General features: G+C 45.6%; 18 protein-coding genes. 10 read left to right on the forward strand and 8 right to left on the reverse strand.

Annotated features, from left to right (window positions below):
• Positions 1–303 precede the first annotated feature (303 nt).
• Positions 304–900 carry a phosphatase PAP2 family protein gene (locus U0033_RS12920; RefSeq protein ID WP_072365531.1) on the forward strand — a complete coding sequence of 199 codons (597 nt, stop codon included), beginning with the start codon at positions 304–306 and terminating at the stop codon, positions 898–900.
• 145 nt (positions 901–1,045) lie between these two features.
• Here the strand turns inward: U0033_RS12920 and U0033_RS12925 are convergent, their stop codons facing one another.
• Both U0033_RS12925 and U0033_RS12930 read right to left on the reverse strand, forming a co-directional pair.
• A complete protein-coding gene (locus U0033_RS12925) occupies positions 1,046–1,456 on the reverse strand; it encodes an SRPBCC family protein (protein ID WP_083571874.1) in 411 nt (136 codons plus the stop codon).
• Between the two features lie 151 nt (positions 1,457–1,607).
• Positions 1,608–3,590, reverse strand: coding sequence for a beta-L-arabinofuranosidase domain-containing protein (locus U0033_RS12930; protein ID WP_072365527.1), 1,983 nt, complete (start codon positions 3,588–3,590; stop codon positions 1,608–1,610).
• 154 nt (positions 3,591–3,744) lie between these two features.
• Between U0033_RS12930 and U0033_RS12935 the strand changes: the two genes are divergently transcribed.
• Complete coding sequence (locus U0033_RS12935) at positions 3,745–4,641, forward strand: helix-turn-helix domain-containing protein (protein ID WP_072365525.1); 897 nt, start codon at positions 3,745–3,747, stop codon at positions 4,639–4,641.
• Positions 4,642–4,723: 82 nt separating this feature from the next.
• Positions 4,724–5,722: an aldo/keto reductase gene (locus U0033_RS12940; protein ID WP_072365523.1), complete on the forward strand. Its 999-nt coding sequence runs from the start codon at positions 4,724–4,726 to the stop codon at positions 5,720–5,722.
• 245 nt (positions 5,723–5,967) lie between these two features.
• On the opposite strand, the gene U0033_RS12945 is transcribed toward U0033_RS12940, so the two are convergent.
• Complete coding sequence (locus U0033_RS12945) at positions 5,968–6,927, reverse strand: bifunctional helix-turn-helix transcriptional regulator/GNAT family N-acetyltransferase (protein WP_245801871.1); 960 nt, start codon at positions 6,925–6,927, stop codon at positions 5,968–5,970.
• 110 nt (positions 6,928–7,037) lie between these two features.
• On the opposite strand from U0033_RS12945, the gene U0033_RS12950 reads away from it, so the two are divergent.
• Positions 7,038–7,814 (forward strand): hypothetical protein, encoded by a 777-nt coding sequence (locus tag U0033_RS12950; RefSeq protein ID WP_072365519.1) that lies wholly within the window; start codon positions 7,038–7,040, stop codon positions 7,812–7,814.
• Between the two features lie 56 nt (positions 7,815–7,870).
• On the opposite strand, the gene U0033_RS12955 is transcribed toward U0033_RS12950, so the two are convergent.
• Positions 7,871–8,293 carry an OsmC family protein gene (locus tag U0033_RS12955; protein WP_072365517.1) on the reverse strand — a complete coding sequence of 141 codons (423 nt, stop codon included), beginning with the start codon at positions 8,291–8,293 and terminating at the stop codon, positions 7,871–7,873.
• 210 nt (positions 8,294–8,503) lie between these two features.
• The gene (locus tag U0033_RS12960) at positions 8,504–9,160 is read right to left on the reverse strand and encodes a class I SAM-dependent methyltransferase (protein ID WP_072365515.1); all 657 of its coding nucleotides are present in this window, start codon (positions 9,158–9,160) and stop codon (positions 8,504–8,506) included.
• 229 nt (positions 9,161–9,389) lie between these two features.
• On the opposite strand from U0033_RS12960, the gene U0033_RS12965 reads away from it, so the two are divergent.
• The gene (locus U0033_RS12965) at positions 9,390–10,025 is read left to right on the forward strand and encodes a hypothetical protein (RefSeq protein ID WP_072365513.1); all 636 of its coding nucleotides are present in this window, start codon (positions 9,390–9,392) and stop codon (positions 10,023–10,025) included.
• An 83-nt stretch (positions 10,026–10,108) separates the two neighbouring features.
• Here U0033_RS12965 and U0033_RS12970 read toward each other — a convergent pair whose 3' ends face one another.
• The 3 genes from U0033_RS12970 to U0033_RS12980 form a co-directional block, all read right to left on the reverse strand.
• Complete coding sequence (locus U0033_RS12970) at positions 10,109–10,351, reverse strand: hypothetical protein (RefSeq protein ID WP_072365511.1); 243 nt, start codon at positions 10,349–10,351, stop codon at positions 10,109–10,111.
• A 20-nt stretch (positions 10,352–10,371) separates the two neighbouring features.
• Positions 10,372–10,896: a methyltransferase domain-containing protein gene (locus tag U0033_RS12975; protein WP_177318733.1), complete on the reverse strand. Its 525-nt coding sequence runs from the start codon at positions 10,894–10,896 to the stop codon at positions 10,372–10,374.
• Between the two features lie 221 nt (positions 10,897–11,117).
• Positions 11,118–11,921, reverse strand: a complete 804-nt coding sequence (locus U0033_RS12980) for a ThuA domain-containing protein (RefSeq protein ID WP_072365507.1) — start codon at positions 11,919–11,921, stop codon at positions 11,118–11,120.
• A 282-nt stretch (positions 11,922–12,203) separates the two neighbouring features.
• Between U0033_RS12980 and U0033_RS12985 the strand changes: the two genes are divergently transcribed.
• The 5 genes from U0033_RS12985 to U0033_RS13005 are packed head-to-tail and all read left to right on the forward strand — an operon-like array spanning position 12,204 to position 17,140.
• On the forward strand, positions 12,204–13,610 hold the full coding sequence (locus U0033_RS12985; RefSeq protein WP_072365505.1) for an FAD binding domain-containing protein: 1,407 nt from the start codon (positions 12,204–12,206) through the stop codon (positions 13,608–13,610).
• Complete coding sequence (locus tag U0033_RS12990; protein WP_072365503.1) at positions 13,607–15,904, forward strand: xanthine dehydrogenase molybdopterin binding subunit; 2,298 nt, start codon at positions 13,607–13,609, stop codon at positions 15,902–15,904. The genes U0033_RS12985 and U0033_RS12990 overlap by 4 nt, the downstream gene beginning before the upstream one ends.
• Positions 15,870–16,055, forward strand: a complete 186-nt coding sequence (locus U0033_RS12995) for a hypothetical protein (protein WP_143150944.1) — start codon at positions 15,870–15,872, stop codon at positions 16,053–16,055. The genes U0033_RS12990 and U0033_RS12995 overlap by 35 nt, the downstream gene beginning before the upstream one ends.
• A complete protein-coding gene (locus U0033_RS13000; protein ID WP_143150944.1) occupies positions 16,021–16,206 on the forward strand; it encodes a hypothetical protein in 186 nt (61 codons plus the stop codon). The genes U0033_RS12995 and U0033_RS13000 overlap by 35 nt, the downstream gene beginning before the upstream one ends.
• Positions 16,172–17,140 (forward strand): XdhC family protein, encoded by a 969-nt coding sequence (locus tag U0033_RS13005; RefSeq protein ID WP_072365559.1) that lies wholly within the window; start codon positions 16,172–16,174, stop codon positions 17,138–17,140. The genes U0033_RS13000 and U0033_RS13005 overlap by 35 nt, the downstream gene beginning before the upstream one ends.
• Positions 17,141–17,229: the final 89 nt, after the last annotated feature.

Genomic DNA, 17,229 nt, shown 5'->3' on the forward strand with positions numbered 1-17,229 from the left:
TAGGCATATTCCGGAATTGTAGCGACCAGCACTTAGAATCATGCGATATGCGCGAAAATCAAGCACAGCAGTGCAAAAACAATATATCGACAAACTTCCGGCACTCGTCGCTAATATTAAATGATTATGAACAAAAAGAGGACATTTGAATAAATAATTACCTTACAGTCTGAATAGATTGGATTAAGAAACCTACAACTCAAAAACAAGTAAAAGGATAACTGTCGACACTAAACAAGATCTTCATTGTTTAGATGGAATCCCGGCATTGCCAATTGAAAATCAGTGTAAACGACTTTATTTATGGACATCTTACATTCGTTCAGGGAACTGGACAAGGTCCTCTTTATGCTTATTAATCACGATTCGGATAGTAAACTCCTGGATCCTGTTATGATGGCAATCAGAGAACCCCTCAACTGGATCCCCCTTTATGCATTTATGCTCTGGTTTAGTTTTGCCAAACTAAAAGAAAATGCACTGGCTTTTATCATCACGACACTTGTCGCTTTTGCCTTCACAGATCTGATGTGTGCACAACTTGTAAAACCATTCATTGGCAGGTTACGCCCCTGTTATGATCCTGAACTGAACGGGATGGTGAGAAGCCTGGTAGGCTGTGGTGGCGCATATTCTTTTCCTTCCAATCATGCGGCCAATCACTTTGTGCTGGCCACTTACTGGTTCTATGCGATCAGGCATTACTTAGATAAAAAATGGAACTGGTTGTGGATCTGGGCAGCAGCCGTTTGTTATGCACAGGTATATGTCGGTAAACATTTCCCTTCTGACGTGTTAGGTGGGGCAATCATCGGTTCACTGGTGGGCGTTGGTATTTTTCAACTTTCGTTACAACTCCAATTCACTTATAATATTAAAAAAGGAATGTACCATAAATAAATGGTGCTACTGGAAATTGCATAAAAAAGAGCTTGTAACAAAAGTAAAATTCCCGGATTAAATCCGGATCCCTGGTGGCAGGCGTTTATTTTGTAATGCGCAATGCCTTCAATTCACTTTTGGTACAAGCTCTTTTTAAAATTCGCTAGATAGACTCCGTGTACTTCTTGAAATTATCAAGAATGGCCTGCCATCCCGCTCTTTGCATTTCTTCGGGGTTTTGATTTTCCGTTTCGAAAGTCTGGTTGATATCAGTTGAGTCTCCATGACTGTGGAAATAGATATCTACTTTACGGCCATCGCCGAGGGTAATACCAATTTTTTCATGCAGCTTTACTACATCGTAGGTACCCCAAAAATCAAAGCCCATACTGCCATCTTTAGCTTCCATCCTTGAAGAAAAACGACCTCCCGGGCGCAGATCATTTTGAGCCGCAGGCGTGTGCCAGTCCTCAGAGGCTGTGTTCCATTTTACAATGTGTTCCGGGTTACTCCAGATTTTCCACACCTTTTCGACAGGTGCATTAACCGTGGTTTTGATGGTGATCGCGCTCATGGTGTTTGATTTTATACTAAAGAACTTAAATTAAGTCTTTTCTTTCAATTATGGCCAAAGAGCTAAGCTCCCTGGCCATAATTGAAAGAGACAAAAAACGACTTAAACTACATATGGGCAAATCCGACAATTGCCAGGTAAGATGCGTCACCTATCGGTTCACTACCGGGAACTGGGCAATACGCAAATGTGTGCAGCCATAAGGGATCAGTTCTATATCCTGCTCCTGACCTAATTCCAGCTGGAATATAGTACTGAAAGGTACCGGTCCTGCCATTTCCTGGTACAGCTGCCAGCTTGGGATGATTCTGCCTTTTGTTTTGATGGTGACCGGTGCTTTTTCAGGCTCCCATGGATAAGCGGCCACAGCACCTTTTACAACAGTATAATGTGCAGAAAGTTCATTCTCTGGTGTAGCATACAATGCATAGTTCCAGGGTGTAGTTGGCCTGATCTCGTAGTAACTGTTACCATAGTCAATACTGTCAGCAGCAGTTATACGCACCATCTTTTTCTCTTCTCCTATCTTCAATGCATAGGCCAGCGGACCTCTTTCTACAGAGATACTGTTTTCATACCAGCGCTGATTATTCAGGTGCATTGGCAATTGTAATATAACCACATCTCCTTTTTTCCAGCTTCTGTCTACCTTCACGATCTGGTTGCCCTTCGGCTCCTGTTCTGTCTTTCCGTTCACTATGATCTTTGCCTCTTTACACCATGCAGGAATGCGTAAGGATAATGGGAAAGCAGTAGTAGCCCCGGTATAAGTAAATGTGATCTGCTCTTCGAAAGGATAATTTGTTGTTTCAGTAAAACTGATCTGCTTACCATTGAGCGTCGTCTTCAGTTCGCTGGGAGCATATACCAATGCAGCTACACCTTTGTCTGCACCGGCATACCAGAGGTTCTGCGTGAACTTAGGCCAGCCCTGGTGCATATTGGATGTACAGCAGGCATAGCCCGTAAGCAATCCATAACACACATCTGTGCCACTATGATTAATATGAAAACCTCTTGTCTGGCGGGTGAGCATCACCTGGTTTGCCTGTTGAAAATACTGCCTGTCCATAAAGTCAGCAGTGATCTGCGTAGGCATAGCATTGAAAGCAATCCTTTCCAGCCTGTCAGCATACGCTACATCGCCAGTGATAGGCAATGTTGTTTCCAGGGTGTACATCATTTCCACCGCCGTACATAATTCTGAACCGCCGGTAGGATTGTTGCCATGCAGGTCTTCATCACCACCATACAACCCCATCACCATGTCATCATAACGGCGCAGGTCAGTATAGCCTTTTACGGTAGCATCCCAATACTTTTGTTCCGGATGCTGCTGGTAATAAAGGATCGGTTCCTTCATACCCTGTGCCAGGTTCACGCCATGGATACTCCCTACCTGGGAGAGTAAAGGTGAATGAAGGAATGCATTGGTAAAATCAAAGGTCTGCCTGTGGAGTAAGTCAGCAAGGTCCAGCAGGAATTTATCCCCTGTAATGTTGTACAGCCAGTACACTTCTTTCAGGTTATCGCCTGATCTGAACCTGGCCCAGAAAGACCAGTGGTCCAGCGGATGCGCAGGCAACTCTTTCAGCTGGTACCTGAAGTAATTGGTCATGAGTTTTACCACCCGCTGATCGCCGGTAGCCATGTAATACTGCTGCAGAATTTTGAGCATTACGATCTTCGGCCACCAGTCATGGCTGTTATCTCTTTGTACCCCTGGTTCAGGACTATAATCCTTTGAAGGGCCAAAGTAACCATCAGGCTGCTGACTTTTAAGACTCCATTCCACCCATGGTTTTACTTTGCGGATCAGGGCAGTATCCTGCAGGATGTAGGCGAGTGGCAGCAAGCCATCAATCCAGTAAGGGCCGCGTTCCCACTGATCGCCATCGCCCCCCAGCCAGCCATTGCGCGGGCCCATTACCAGGGGATACAACTTATCAAGCTGGCCTGTAGCACCATTCTTTTGGCGCACCAGCATTTCTTTTAACCAGCCTTGTGGCTTAATGGCCCCGATGGGCAGGGCCGTGTAAGGATTTTCGCGGAGCGGCGCCCGGTTAAAGACAGGCGCAACCTGTGCCTGTACGGAAATACAGAATAATAGGCAAATTAAGACCTGAGACTTCATTTTACGTGGTGTTATTTGGGCGCCAAGATAAAACATCAGGGGCTAGAGTTTTTGTCTTTTTTTTGCAGCAAAATGAAAAATAATCCCCACCTATTTTATTAAATAGATAGCATTCCCCCTTGGGAGGCCTGTTTGAATTTTATAACTTTAAGGAATGAAACGCTCCGAAAGTATCCAGGACTTTTACAATCGTCATCCCGAGGCGATTCCCATCGGCGAAAACGGCCCCGGGCATTTTAATATCTTCATGCGGCAGGCCTGCGTTACCAGCAGCCCTTACAGCCGCCGCGACTTTTACAAAATATCACTGATCATTGGCACCGGCAAAATTCATTATGCTGATACCTGGATCAATATTGACCGGCCCGCACTCCTCTTCTCCAACCCCATGGTACCCTATTCCTGGGAAACGGAGGATCCTGATCAGCGGGGCTGGTACTGCATTTTCACAGAATCCTTCCTGTCTCAGATAGAAAAGTTACAGGATTCCCCCCTGTTCAGCATCGGCACACCTCATCCTGTATTCTTCCCAAATGAAGCGCAGATAGGGGAAATCTCCACTATTTTCGATAAAATGGTCAGGGAAATGAACAGTGAATATGTACACAAGTTCAGTGTACTCCGCAATTGTGTACAACTGCTCATTCACGAAGGCATGAAGCTAACACCGGCAGGTTCGTTCGAAAAGCATACCAATGCCTCTACCCGTATTTCCAGTTTATTCCTGGAACTCCTGGAAAGGCAGTTCCCGATCGATACGCCGGAAGCCGCCCTGCGACTGAAAACGGCCAATGACTTTGCACAAAGTTTATCCGTTCACGTCAATCACCTGAACCGCTCTGTAAAGGAAATTACCGGCAAAACGACCACCGCCCACATTGCCTCCCGCATTACCCGCGAAGCCACTGCCCTGCTCCGGCATACGGACTGGAACATTGCAGAAATCGGGTATGCCCTGGGTTTTGAATCGCCTCCATATTTTACCAACTTCTTCCGCAAGCACGCGGGCCTGGCACCCGGAGAAGTCAGGAATAGCACTGTGCTTGTTTGAAAATTATAAGTTCTTGTTTGATTCCGGTAACGGCCACCTACGGCCCCTCTCCTAACTTTGTGTCTACAAAACACGCACAAATATGAAGTACAGAACCCTTGGTAAAACCGGTGAAAAGCTCTCCGCTACAGGATTGGGCTGCATGGGTATGAGCTTTGCTTATGGCCCTACCAATGATACTGAAAGCATTGCCACCCTGCACAGAGCATTGGAACTGGGTATTAATTTCTGGGATACGGCAGATATGTATGCCGCTGGTGCAAATGAATCCCTCATTTCAAAAGTATTAGTTCCAAACAGGGATAAAATCTTTATCGCTACCAAATTCGGCTTCCGCTTCAAAGATGGGCAGGCAGGTCCAAGCGGTACTGTCAACACTTATTTTGACGGCTCCCCTGCATGGATCAAAACCGCTGTGGAAGGTAGTTTGAAAAGACTGGGCATAGATACCATCGATCTGTATTACGCACATCGTGTAGACCCAAACGTACCTATTGAAGAAACAGTAGGCGCCATGGCAGAACTGGTGAAAGAAGGTAAGGTAAGATACCTTGGACTAAGTGAAGCCTCTGCAGACTCTTTAAGAAGAGCAAATACCGTACACCCGATTGCCGCTTTGCAAACTGAATACTCCATCCTGACAAGAGATGTGGAAGGCGATATCCTCAACACCGCCAGGGAACTGGGCACATCACTGGTACCTTATTCTCCCCTGTCAAGAGGATTGTTGATCAATGCGAATCCTGACAAACTCGAAGATGATGATTTCAGGAAAGGGCTGCCCCGCTATCAGAAAGAGAACCTGGAGAACAATGCAAAACTGGTGGCTGAATTTGCTGCACTGGCAGCAGGCAAACAATGTACACCTGCGCAGTTAGCACTGGCATGGGTACTGGCACAGGGTGAAGATATCATTCCGATTCCCGGCACTAAAAGAATTAAATACCTGGAAGAAAATGCAAAGGCAGTAGATCTTACACTCTCCAAAGATGACCTGGCAGCAATCGGGGCACTGGTGATCAAATATCCGAACCTGGGTGAAAGATACTTACCGGGCGCGATGAAACTAGTGAACAATTAATGGTGAAATTGATAAACTATTAATGGAGGCTGACTTCTATGTTGAAAAACAAGCCCCGAGAAAAAAAAGTAAAAAAAACTTTTAGGCTGGTCTTTTTAGGCCAGCTTTTATTTTACCTATAAAAACAATCTTCTCTTAGCAGACATTGCTATGCAAGCTGCAAATTCTTGTATTATTCTCTATAGGAAGCCATATGCAAACTAAAAAGAGTGGTCTTGCAAATAAGCCACAGTCAGCCTCATTTTTTATAAGATCAGTTCCATCTGGATATTACATCTTTCATAAGGCGTAGCGCGACCAGCCACCTTTTTAAACCCTAATTTCTGATATAAACCAATCGCTGGTTTAAGAATGGTATTACTCTCCAGGTACAGGTTCTTAGCCTCCAATGAACGGGCTTTCTCCACGATCGCACGCCCTAATTTATATCCCACACTCCTGCCCTGTGCTTTAGGCGATACCGCCATCTTCGCCAGCTCATATTCATATACAGGATCATCCATTTTGATCAGTGCACATACCCCTACAGGTGTTTCACCATCCAAAGCAACCAGGATATACCCACCCTTATCCAGGATGTATTCATTCGGATGATCCAAAGCTTTGTAATCCGCAGCCTCCATCTTAAAATACGTGGTAATCCATTCTTCGTTCAGATCACGAAATGCCTGCTGGTACGCCGGGGTATAATCTACAATACGAATCGTATGCCCCTCCCGCTGTTTCTTCGTTTCCAGCACCCGGCGGAGCAGGCTTTTTTCTTCCAGTAAATACTCCCATTCCTCAATCGCTTTCCAAAGGTCATTTCTCGTCTGGGAAGAAATGTCGTCGATCGCCTTTTCTACATCTTTCAACTGATCCTCAATCCGGATGGCAGTGTCCTTCCCTTTTTTAGAAAGTTGCACCACATTCCGGCGACCATCCGTTTTGTCCTTTTTTTCTACCAGGTAACCCGCCTTCGCCATTTCTGTGGTGATCTTACTCACAGAAGGATGCGTATGGCCTATTTCTTTGGCAATGGCCGTGATGGTTTTGCCCTCTCCTTTGGAGAGCACGTAAAATACGGGAAACCATTTCGGCTGCATGTCATTGCCGTAGAGGCTGTAAATCTGTGCCGCATCTTCAGTGATCTTTTCCGTGAGCAGCCGAAGCCGGCTCCCAATTGCCATTTTGCCTGCTTCTTTGAAGAATTCCATTGTTGACATAATTTACGTAACTAGTTACGTAAATGTAATAAGTATTTTCCGGATTAGCGTCATATATGAAAAATCTAAATAAGTTAAGGTATCTTTGTCCTATTCCAAACCTAAGACCTATGAAAAAATCTATCCTATCCCTGCTCCTATGCCTGCTATTTGCCGGCACCAGTCATGCAGGCTGGTATGTTTGCTATAATTTCAAAGGGAAGATCGGCGACCGTCCTATTCATCTCTCTATCCAGTTGCTGCGTGGCTATGGAGATGACCCGGAAGCTATTACTGTGAAAGGGGTCTATATGTACGATAACCTGAATGAACCAATTCCGATCCATGGTATTCTGAATGAACGTACCCACATGGTTTTGAAAGAAACCATTAATAACCAGCCGAATGCCATGATGGACTTCCTGTTCTACGGCAATAAGATGAAGGGCAGCTGGATGTCATTAAAAAACAACATGACACCAGAAACCCTGGAACTGGAAAAAATTGGTGAACTGATTGATACCGTGGCGAGTGCGAAGATCGATCCCATAGATATTATTCAGAGTGCGAGCCTGAAAGACAAGTACCTGGTTGGCGTGTATAGCAAGAAAGCCATTGGTAAACAAGCCATCATGCGTAAGCTGAAGATTGTAGACAAGGTAACGAACAAGGTAACGCAGGAGATTGACTTTGAAAAAGTAAAGACTGCCAGTGGTAATGTATGGACTATCATTTATGGTAATACCATTGTAGATGATATTAATAATGATGGCGTGAAAGATATTACTGTGTGGAATGATGTAGGAAAAAGAGGAGGATACCTGTACATTATGTACGATCCGAAGAAAAAGGAATATGTGCTGAACCCTACGCCGGAGGCAGACGAAATTACACCAGCAAAGAATTAAAGACGACTTCAACAGGCAATTAAAAAAGCCGGCTCATTTACGAGCCGGCTTTTCTATTATTTATACGTCACATTCAGAGTGATTGGCGTAGCAGCCAGTGCCTTTGAAATAGGGCAACCTTCTTTCGCACCTTTTGCAATTTCCTTAAACTGTTCCTCGCTTACACCTTCAATGGCAGCAGCTACCAGGTCCAGGGTAATACCTGCAATCGCACCGGCAGCAGGATCCAGTTCTACGGTTGCTTTCGTATCCAGGTCATTCGCTATAAAGCCAGCCTTGGTCAGTGCTGCGCTCAGTGCCATTGTGAAGCAACCTGCATGGGAAGCACCCAGCAGTTCTTCAGGATTCGTACCTACTCCATCCGCAAAACGGGCATTAAAAGAATACTGGGTATTGGTCAATACGGTGCTTTGTACAGAAATATTGCCTTTACCTTCTTTCAAATTACCATTCCAGTGTGCATTTGCTGTTCTTTTCATAATATCTTGTTTTTAGTTTTGTGGTAGTGTACCTATTTCAATTTCCTTGTCTTAAAGATCTTCCGGATCTCCCTGTACTTGCAACAGGAAACAGCAGAGAGGGCCTGCGGCCGGCTTAATTATAATCAAAATACTACACTACCGGTTTTTTGTGTATTTGTTTGTTGATGTAAAATTGAGGTTTTTGAAGCATAAAAAATTTAACCCAGGTTAAAAAGTCAACACAGATCCTTTCAGGTATTTCAGTTTCTGAAATGCATACTGCTCTTTAAACCCTGCATCCAACCAGAGTTGTTTGCATTGCGGGTTTGCATACAGGATCTTGAGCGAACGGGGTTTTCGGATCAGGCTCTCCATCACCTGGTCAATGAAATCATTCATGATCACCTCGTCAAAAGGGTTGAACAGGAAGATCACGCCTACTTCATCCGGAATACTATACTTCCTGGCATCGGCACATACAATATCCACTTTGCAGCCTGCATACCTGCTTTCCAGTGCAGTCGCTATTTCCAGCGCATCTCCATAAAGTTTGGGAGAGAAATCAATACCCGTGATGTGCTTAAAACCATAAGCAGCGGCAATAGCCAGCACTCTACCCTTACCACAACCTACATCCAGGAACGCCGTATCCAGTTCATGTTTTTCCACATGATCGAATAACCAGCCAGCTGTATAATAGTTCACCGGTTCGTACATCGATGCATGTTCCAGCTCTGCTGCCGGTACATGTGTCACCAGGTCATCCGTACCAATCGTCTTTACTCCAAAATGTTTTTCTCCGCGTATCTCATACCAGATGATAAAACATGCCATGCTAAGACCCCAGTGCCAGGTAATATAAAAAAAATAAGACAGGTACTTCATTGGGCGTTTACAAGGTTAATAAATGGGGTAGCGCTATTGGGTCCTGTAATTATTGCTTTTGTTACAATTCCGGCATTGAATATAGGTATTTTCTACGTTTGTAAAAAGACGGAAATAATGTTAATGTTTTTTAACAACCACATCTAATCCACTTTACTGGTAAGGGTTTCAGCGAAATATTAGAATTTGGCATTCTATTTGGCTATTGATCAGTATAAAACAACTTGTTATGAAAAAGATCGTTCTTATTACCTGTTTAGTAGCCATTGGTTCAATATACAGTTATAAGGCTGATGCACAGGTGAGGTTTAATGTGAACGTGAATATTGGCAGCCAGCCAGCGTGGGGCCCTGAGGGTTATGACTATGCTGAATATTACTACATGCCGGATATCGATGCATATTATTACGTACCTGAACGTCAGTTCATCTACCTGGAAGATAGCAGATGGGTGTTTGCACCTGCTTTACCTCCGCGCTTCCATTATGACCTGTATCGCGGTTATAAGGTGGTGGTAAATGAACCTCGTCCTTACCTGCGTCCTGAATTTTGCAGGGATAGGTTTGCAGGCTATAGAGGAGCCTGGGGCCGTCAGTCCATTATCAGGGATTCACGTAATCCCCGTTACTTCGCTGCACAGCCTCATGGTGGTGGATATTATGGTGGCCGTGGTTATGAAGGTGGTCGTCATGGCTGGAACAACGGTGGTGAACGCGGTCATGAAGGTGGTGGTTGGAATGGCGGTGGCCCTGGCTGGAACAACGGTGGTGGACGCGGTCACGAAGGTGGCGGTTGGGATGGCGGCGGTCGCGGTCATGAAGGTGGAAACGGACGTGGTGGAGATCACGGCAGACATGGCCATTAATCATTCAAGCACGTATATTCTCACAAATCACTATAAATCACAGGAAATAAAAAGGCCCCGACATCTGCCGGGGCCTTAATTATTTAAATTTCTTGCAGTTCCTCCTGATCGCGAAGATAGATACGGGAATAACGCAGGTTCATCCATTGTACACTATCCACTTCCAGAGGTGACACTTCTTCCAGCCTTTCTTCAAGTTGTCTGAGGGAAATCTTGCTGATTTCCATTTCTTTCAGAGAAGCATCCAATAATGCTTCAACTGCGCCGTCGTCTTTTGCATCTTTTAATTGGACGATTATCTTCGACGCTAATTCTTCTGTTTTCATGTCATTAATCAATTTTTCCGTTAACGTTTTATCCACATTTTAAGAAGCATATCATCAGAAGCGTCTACCAGTTGATAACTATCCGGTACCTCATCTCCCATACTATAATAGGTGACTAAGCGGGTACCTGCAACCCTTTGATCCATTATATCCTGCATATAGCGGGTATAATAATCATAAAGATCTGGTGAATAATTTAGCTGCTGGTCAATACCGTCTTCCGGTTTCAGATGTTCGAAAAATGCATTGTAAAAGTAAAAACTATCATATTGGTTTGCATTGAAACGGGTGAAGTTGCCACATATAAAACTGGCATTCTCCACCTTCAATACTTCTTTGGCGGTCCTGGCATACAGATACAGCTCTTCTCGTTGTTCTATTCCGTAAAAATAAGAATCCGGGTGAAAATGTGCCCCTATCAGGCAGAATTTACCAACTCCACTACCTATATCCAGGATCTTTGTGCCTGGTTTGTGAGCCAGAAATGCAGCAGATGCCACGGCAATCTGAAACGGTGTCCAGTGCCTCTTTGACAGTTGTTGCATCCCTTGTGGATAGATTTGGTCAAAGGCATCATCAGAAGTAAACATTTGCGTATTTAAACGCGAATCACTCATAAGCATTCCGGTGTCAAAGTTAGTTCGATTATAGCAGAAAACATATATAAATAGCGCAAAAAATTGTCAGAATTAGGGTAATATTCTACTTGAATTTAAGAAGTGAATCATTATAGTTTCCAGTTTTCTCTAAATAAGGCCTGAAAAAATTAGTCTTTAGCATTTACCAGGTAAAACAGCGCATTAAGAATGAACCTGTTCTGATCGGGGCTGGAAAAAGTATAAGATAATTCCTTATTAGTACCATGCTCGTAATCAATGTCATTATGGCCCATATTCATATAGACCATTTTATAGTGCTGATTTGTCCATGCAACGGGATAGTACCCGCTATGCCATATTTCATTTGGCTTGGGGCCGGTACCTAATGGAAAACTGGCCGGATCGATAGATAATAAGATCCTGATATCCTTGTTTCTACGGAGGTCGTTGGACCATCTATACCATTCATTCGGCGCAGACCGGAAGGTATCCGGCAGTTCCTGCACAATTTTATGCTCCCTGTGCTCCACCCTTAATACGGCAGCAGCAGGCCGCCAGGTATTGCTAACAAAAGTACCTGAGCCCAGGAAGGTATTATGATACCAGTTCCAATCCTGGTTATAAGCAGAAGGCGTCAATGCAAAGGCGGAAAAGTGAAAACCCATCCAGGCCCCGCCACGTTCCATATATTTTTGAAAATCAGCTCTTTGAGCAGGATCTTCCGGACGGGTGTCCAGGAAGAGGACCACATTATACTTAGATAAGGTATCCAGGTTGCACTTGCTCCAGTCGTTGGTAGCATCGTAGGTCCAGTTGTATTTGGAAAGGGTGGCAGGGAACCATTTATTGGCTTCATGAACAAAGCTGATATGGGCCTGGTCTTCTTTGGCAGTATAAAAGGCAAGGATTTTCTGGGAGAAAGCAGCAGGAATGCTAAGGAGGCATGCTAAGAATAAGGTCGTTCTTTTCATAGGTGGAATATAGTGAAGATTCGAAACTTATGTTTCATTAAATAGGCATTATAAGGTCACTATAAGGTCACTTCAATATCCTCGGGATATTGAAGTGACCTTATAGTGACAAAGAAGTGATGGAGAAATGAAGAAGACAACCTATATCTTCACTGGGTATTTACTATGCTTGTCAGCACCCCCTACACCTATTTTCCTTTGAAAATTCCCCTTGGAATCCGGCTGCCTCAAATTGCTTTTCTGCCATTTTTTTGCTATCTTCCAATAAACCCGCATTCCCCATTGCTACGCTTCATTCTCAATAATGATGACATTGGTACCTCCCTCCCCCCAGGTATGCTGCTGCTGGATTTTATCCGCTATCACCAACACCTGCCCGGTACCAAAACAGGTTGCAATGAAGGTGACTGCGGTGCCTGCACCATATTAGCCGGCGAACTGCAGGAGGGTACCATGCATTACCGCTCCTTCACCTCCTGCCTGACCCCTTTGGGGAATGTTCGCGGTAAACACGTGGTCACTATAGAAGGGATCAACCTCCCCCATTCCCTCACGGCCGTTCAATACGCCATGCAGGAATGTGCCGCTACCCAATGCGGTTTCTGCAGCCCCGGTTTTGTCATGTCCCTCACGGGATTTTGCCTGAGCCACAAAGCCCCCACCCTCAGCAATGCCATTGCCGCTATAGATGGTAATATCTGCCGCTGTACCGGTTATAAATCAATTGAAAGAGCCGCTGCCAGGATCACCCAAATCCTGGAAGCCCGTAATGGCACTACGCCGGCACAATTCGCAGCCGGAGCACAAATACTACCTGATTACTTTGTGGAGATCCCCGCCCGCCTGGCCGCTTTGCACAGCAGCCTGGAATCTGCCAACGACGTTGCCGCCCAGCCTATTGGCGGAGGAACCGATCTCTATGTACAGCAACACGATGCCCTGAAACTAAAGGCATTACGATTTCTGTATGACCAGCCCGCGCTCAAAGGCATCAGGCAGGAAAATAATAAATGCATAATGGGGGCAGCAACTACGGTTACTGAGCTCATGACATCGCCTATATTACAGGCCTACTTCCCTTACCTGAGTAAGTACCTGAAAAAGATCAGCTCTACCCAGATCAGGAACATGGCCACCCTCGCCGGCAATTTTGTAAACGCCTCCCCCATTGGCGACCTTTCTATCTTTTTCCTGGCCCTCGATGCAACACTCATTCTCAGCGATGGTCAAAAAGAAAGAGAACTCCCCCTCAGAAATTTTTTCAAAGGCTATAAACTACTGAACAAGTCTCCTGGTGAATACATCAGGGGATTGTGGTTTAATCTGCCTTCCCAACATACTTTGTTCAATTTTGAAAAGGTGAGCAAGCGCACCCACCTCGATATTGCCAGTGTAAATACGGCGATCAGCATCACGATGCATTACGATATGATTGACGAAATCCGCATCGCTGCAGGCGGGGTCGGGCCTGTACCTCTATTGCTAAAGGAAACAGCCCGGTTCATGAGAGGAAAACTAATGACCGAATCACTGATCAGGGAAGCCAGCTTCCTATTGCAAACGGAAGTCAGCCCCATCTCCGATGCCAGAGGCACCGAAGATTACAAACGATTATTATTAGCGCAATTATTCAAGGCCCATTTCATTACCCTGTTTCCACAACTGGAAACAGCCATCCTGATCCGATGAAAAATATAGACGCCGATACGCACCTCACAGGTACCTCTGTATACCTGGATGATTTACCTTTATTACAGGGTACGCTCTTCGCGGCGGCCTATGGCGCCCCTGTGGCACATGGTATCCTGCGCAGACTGGACATCAGCGAGGCTTTGCAGATACCGGGCCTTATACGAATTTTTACGGCGAAAGATATTCCCGGTGAAAACCAGATCGGTGGCATTATTCCGGATGAACCCCTCTTAGCAGATCATCATATTCATTTTGCAGGCATGCCCCTGGCACTCGTTGTAGCGCACAACCGGGATGCAGCAAGAGCTGCCGTAAAAAAGATCCAGGCAATTATTGATCCCCTGGAAGTAATTACGAATCCAAGAATCGCACAGGCAAGAGGAGAACTGATCATGCCTCCCAAATCAGTGATACAGGGAGACACTGCCGAAGCATGGCCACGGTGCACGCACATCTTCGAAGGTGCCATTGACATCAACGGGCAGGAGCATCTCTATATTGAAACACAGGGAGCATACGCAATACCACAGGAACATGGCGCACTAAAAGTATACTCTTCTACGCAGGGGCCTACTGCTGTACAAAGAACGATCGCGCGGGTATCAGGTATTCCCATGCACAGGATAGAGGTGGTTGTAACCCGCCTTGGCGGTGGGTTTGGCGGCAAAGAAGACCAGGCAAATACCTGGGCTGCGTTATGTGCATTGGCCGCACAACTGCTACATAGACCTGTAAAATATGTCCTGCATAGGATGGAAGATATGACCATGACAGGAAAGCGGCATCCTTATATGGCGGATTTCAAAATCGGCCTGGATGCTGCATTGAAAATACTGGCTTATGAGGTTACTTTTTTCCAGAATGCAGGTGCCAGCGCAGACCTCTCTCCCGCTGTTCTGCAGCGAACTTTATTTCATTGTACCAATGCTTATTATATACCAAACGTAAGTGCTACTGCGTATAGTTGTCGTACACATTTACCTCCGAATACAGCCTTCAGGGGTTTTGGCGGGCCACAGGGTATGTATGTGATAGAAGCCGCTATTGCCGCTGCTGCCACAGGTTTGCATATTGACAAAGCACAGATCCAAAGAGCGAATTTAATTCAGACAGGTGATGCATTTCCTTATGGGCAGATAGCAGAAAGCGAAGCCGTTTCCAGCTGGCAAAAAGCGGAATCCCTGTATGAACCGGATAAAATCCGTGCGTCCATCCATGCTTTTAATGCAGCACATTCACTGGTTAAAAAAGGTATGGCATTGATGCCAATATGTTTTGGCATTTCTTTCACCAATACATTGATGAATAATGCCCGTTCACTGGTGCATATATACAGTGACGGCAGTGTGGGCATCAGTACAGGTGCTGTAGAAATGGGGCAGGGTGTGAATACAAAAATATTGCAGGTGGCTGCGCAGACTTTCGGCATTTCATATGAGCGGGTAAAAATCAATGCGACCAGTACTTACACGGTGGCCAACACCTCTCCATCTGCGGCAAGTGCTACCACAGACCTGAATGGCAAAGCGACATTGATTGCCTGCAATGCCCTGCTGGAAAGGTTATTGGACCTGATTGTAAAAGATCTTGGTGTTGAGCGTAAGTGTTTAAGTATCCAACAGGAAGTGGTGCTAAATAATGGTGTGCCTACTGACTGGAACTGGGTACGTTTGGTGAATACCGCCTTTGTGCAAAGAGTGGCGCTTTCAGAAAATGGGCACTATGCTACACCTGTTATTCATTATGATCCTATAAGCGGGAAAGGACATCCGTTTGCCTATCATGTGTACGGCACTGCGATCATTGAAGTGACCGTCGATTGCCTGCGTGGAACTTATGAAACGGATAGCGTGAAAGTAGTGCATGATTTTGGCAGGAGCATGAACCCGGATATTGACAGGGGCCAGATTGAAGGGGGTATTGTGCAGGGTATAGGCTGGATGACCCTGGAAGAAGTGATCTATAATCAGGAGGGAAAATTGTTATCCAATGCCCTGTCCACCTACAAGGTACCAGATATTTATGCAGTGCCTAAAGAAATTCTCATTGAACACTTGCATACTGATATGGATAACCTGGCCATCTTTCGTTCCAAAGCGGTGGGAGAGCCACCACTCATGTATGGCATAGGTGCATGGTTTGCTCTGCGGGATGCAATCCTGGCTTTCCGCCCGGATGCAGTACTCCCTTTTGTTGCACCCATGACACCGGAAAAAGTATTGATGGCATTGTATGCAAAACAGCCTGTTCCTGCTTATGAAGAAAAAGTTAGTCACCTGGGAATTGATTAGTCGAAGCCTGCAACAGGGGATCCCCGTCATGCTGCTGTATGTAGTGCATATTTCTGCACCCATGACACCGGAGAAAGTATTGATAGCATTGTACGCAAAACAGCCTGTTCCTGCTTATGAAGAAAAAGTTAGTCACCTGGGAATTGATTAGTCGAAGCCTGCAACAGGGAATCCCCGTCATGCTGCTGTATGTAGTGCATATTTCTGCACCCATGACACCGGAGAAAGTATTGATAGCATTGTATGCAAAACAGCCTGTTCCTGCTTATGAAGAAAAAGTTAGTCACCTGGGAATTGATTAGTCGAAGCCTGCAACAGGGGATCCCCGTCATGCTGCTGTATGTAGTGCAAAGTGATGGGAGTAGCCCGGGCAGACAAGGATTTTTCATGGCAGTAAATGCTGTGGGTGAAATGGCGGGTTCTATCGGAGGGGGAATCATGGAACATAAATTTGTTGAGATGGCGAAGGAACAGTTGACCCAGGAAGCGGAGCTGTCGACTGTACGCAGGCAGGTGCATGATAAAAGTAGTCCGAAAGACCAGAGTGGAATGATCTGCTCCGGGGCGCAAACGATCTTATTGTACCGTGTCCGATCGTGTGATGAACCCTTGATTCAACAGATTATTGATTGCCTGGTACATTTTAAAAAAGGAGTGTTAGCCCTCTCTCCTGCCGGATTGAACTTTTCTGCGGGAACCGGTAGTTTAAAGTTTATCATGCATGGGCCTGAGGATTGGAGCTATACAGAACCCATGGGCTATAGAGATCATTTATACCTGGCAGGAGGCGGACATTGTTCCCTGGCTTTTTCCAGGATCATGTCTATGCTGGACTTTTATATTCACGTTTATGATAACAGGCCTCAGCTGAATACCTTCCTTGAAAATGACTTTGCGCATGAAAAAATAATCGTGGAAGATTATAGTCTGCTGAAAGACCTGATCCCTGAAGGAGCGCATCATTATGTAGTGGTCATGACGATGGGCTACCGCAGTGATGATCTTGTGATCAGGGCCTTGCTGCATAAGCAATTCAGGTACCTGGGAGTGCTGGGGAGCCAGGCTAAAATAAAGCAGCTATTTGAGGAATATAAAGCAGCAGGGATCCCTGCGCAGGTATTGCACAATATTCATGCACCGATAGGTATGCCAATCAGCAGCCGGACCCCGGAGGAGATTGCGATCAGCATTGCGGCAGAGATCATCAGGGAGCGGAATAGGCCGGGGAACGGATGATGGCGTAACAAGGGTACGGCAGTGTTATTCCAGGATCACGGTGCTACAAGGGTACGGCGGTGTTACTCCCGGAGGATGGCGTAACAAGG

It is taken from the genome of Chitinophaga sancti (genome assembly GCF_034424315.1).
Lineage (GTDB): Bacteria > Bacteroidota > Bacteroidia > Chitinophagales > Chitinophagaceae > Chitinophaga > Chitinophaga sancti.